The sequence below is a fragment of the Brachyspira pilosicoli genome, from assembly GCF_019402445.1.
Lineage (GTDB): Bacteria > Spirochaetota > Brachyspiria > Brachyspirales > Brachyspiraceae > Brachyspira > Brachyspira pilosicoli_B.
This window is the reverse complement of record NZ_SRZM01000440.1, coordinates 1-2740: the sequence shown is the minus strand read 5'-3', so window position 1 is coordinate 2740 and position 2740 is coordinate 1. Positions and strand designations below refer to the sequence as shown.

3 protein-coding genes are annotated in these 2740 nt (G+C 23.8%); all 3 read right to left on the bottom strand.

The window, feature by feature from the left end:
- A partial coding sequence (locus E6A48_RS11730; RefSeq protein WP_219710486.1) for a glycogen synthase occupies positions 1-738 on the bottom strand: 738 nt, incomplete at its 3' end.
- Positions 739-818: 80 nt separating this feature from the next.
- The gene (locus E6A48_RS11725; RefSeq protein ID WP_219710485.1) at positions 819-1475 is read right to left on the bottom strand and encodes a uracil-DNA glycosylase family protein; all 657 of its coding nucleotides are present in this window, start codon (positions 1473-1475) and stop codon (positions 819-821) included.
- Positions 1476-1583: 108 nt separating this feature from the next.
- A complete protein-coding gene (locus E6A48_RS11720) occupies positions 1584-2615 on the bottom strand; it encodes a glycosyltransferase family 8 protein (protein WP_219710484.1) in 1032 nt (343 codons plus the stop codon).
- Between the last annotated feature and the right edge of the window lie 125 nt (positions 2616-2740).

Here is a 2740-nt window from a genome sequence, read left to right as displayed (position 1 = left end):
TTTATTATTTAAATAAGGTGCTATGCCATGACCTCCATAAGGAGATGCTATTTCTCTTGCATAAGTTGGACTTACTGTTGTAACCAAATCAGAGAAAAATATTCCGCCCTTTAGTAAATTAATATTGCCATGGTCTTCAAAAGTATCAGGGCTAAAATTATTCCAACCTAAACCTAAATAATTATAAGTACTTATTGCATTATAAATACCTTGATAGTTGGCATTATGTATAGTGAGTACGCTTGCCGCCTTACCTACTTCATCATTCCAGTGCCAAGTTTTTATATATGCTGGTATTGCTGCTGTTTGCCAATCATTAGCGTGAACTACATCTGGTTTTAAATTTAAATCCTTACATAATTGAAGAACTGCTCTTGAAAAAAATCCAAATCTCCAAGCATTATCCTGATAGTCATTAAAAGCATTATCATGATAAAGACCTTCTCTGCTAAAGAAATGATGATGCTCTATAAAATAAAAATCTATACCATTATATACAGTCTTAAAAACACTGCACCACTCTTCACCTGTACCCATCCATACTCCCATAGTAGGAAGTACATTTTCTAAATGACAGCCCTTAAAATCAATATCTCTGTACTTTGGAATAACAACCGAAACCTCTACATCTAGCTTTTTTAAATATATTGGTAAAGATCCAGCAACATCTGCTAAACCTCCTGTCTTTATAAAAGGAACAGCCTCTGATGAAGCTATAACTACTCTCATTTTTGACATATTAAAAACTCCTAAATATAGAATACTTTTTAAATATACTACTTTATAAAAAAACTTCAAGCAAAAATAATAATATATTTTTAGTTATTTAAATAATGTTTAAATAATAATTGCTTTGTAGAATAAAGACTCACTCCCTTAATAGGGCTAATTTTTAAAGTAATGGTTGCTATTTTTATCTTTTTGTTTTCTATAATAACATATCTTTCACGAACGGCATTAATTATTTCTTTTGAGAGCGTTAAAATATTTTTATCTTCACTTTCAATTAAACTATATTCTACCTTATTATTATTTAATATTTTAAAAAAATTATTCTCAGTAAATCTGCTTGTAAAAATTATGAGCTTCATCTTTTTTATAATATCAACAATTAAATTATTATATTCTACTATAATTAAATCAGTATCTTTAGAGCTATTTTTATTTTTTCTTTTGCATTTATAAAACACATCTGCTATAGCTATTCTTTTATCATAAAAAAGTTTTTTCTTTAATTCTTTAGAAACTAAAAAATCTTTATTATCAATATTAAAACTATAGGCAATTAATTTCCAAAACTCACTTTTTTTACTAGAATAATACCAAGAGTTATTTTTCTCTTCATCGTCAAGCAAATTAAATTTTTCTTCTTGCGTATACAACGGAACAGGAAAACTTCCTAGTATTAATATATAGCTATTATCAAAAAAGAAATTTGTATCACTAAAAAGATGTGTCTCTATATTATTTTCCATAAACTATTCTAATATTTTAAGCATTTATTTTCTATTTCTAAAATATTTCATTTAAGCTATTTATAATAATATCACAATTCAAATATAATTATATTTTAATAAAAAATATCAAATACCAAAAGTTCTTCTAAAAGATTCTCTCAATTTTTTTATTGGTATCCACCAAGCTATTTTATTAATATTTTCAAAACTCATCTCTACTCTTATCTTTATAAAAAATATTACTATCTCTAAAGTATTTCTATTATGATAAATTCCTAAAAACTTTACATCATTAATTTTTAATTTAGTATCTTCATAATCGCCATATTTTTGTGCTAATATTGTTTGTATAGCATCTATAGGTCTCTCTAAAAACCATGGAGTCAATTGATAATACTTCCAAAACTCATCTACTTCAAAAGATATTTTTTTATAATATTCCCAAGGTTTAAAAGTTATAAAGTGAATAATTTTAACATCATCTGTTAATTTATTATTAAGTCCTTTTAATGGGAAAAAATTCCAATTATCTCCAATATCATAAACTTTACCCTTTAAGCAAAAATTTAATAAATCTTGATCTCCATGGGCATTATTATAGTTTTTATTCCAATACTCAATAAATTTATCTTCTATTTTATTTTCTCTCCAAAGACTCAAATTAATCATTAAAACACCAGCATTAAAATAAAAATCATCTTTATCAAATTCTAATTTTTTTCTTAATTCAATATTATTAATATGCATTTTTTCTTTTACACATAAAGCATAATAATCATTAATCTCTTTTTCAAAAAACTCTTTTAAACTATCTCTAACAATAATATCAGAATCTAAATATAATACTTTATCAATATCTGGTATTAATCTATGTATATCAAGTCTATAAAATGTTGCTGCTGATAAATGTTTTACTAAAGATACTTCAAACCATTTTTTATATTTTTCTACATCTGGTGTATAAAATTTTATTTCACAATCTTTTATTTTTTTTAATGATAAAATCTTTTTTTTACTATCATCTGTAAAATCATTATCTATTATAAGATGAAAATATAACTCTTCATTTTCTTTAGAATTAGAAAGTATTGAAGCAATAGTTGTAGCCATATATTTTGCATAATTATCATCTGAACAAAGACATATATCCATTCTCATAAAAAATCTCCTTTTATTTTTAAATATAAAAACATATTTTAAAATACTTTATTTATTGATATAAACTAATCTTTTTATTTTATAACAATCTATATATCATTAATTATAAAAATTATAACAATATT

Excerpts from the sequence above, each read along its gene's own strand:
- E6A48_RS11720 (WP_219710484.1), bottom strand. The coding sequence starts at position 2,615 with ATGAGAATGGATATATGTCTTTGTTCAGATGATAATTATGCAAAATAT.
- E6A48_RS11725 (WP_219710485.1), bottom strand. The coding sequence starts at position 1,475 with ATGGAAAATAATATAGAGACACATCTTTTTAGTGATACAAATTTCTTT.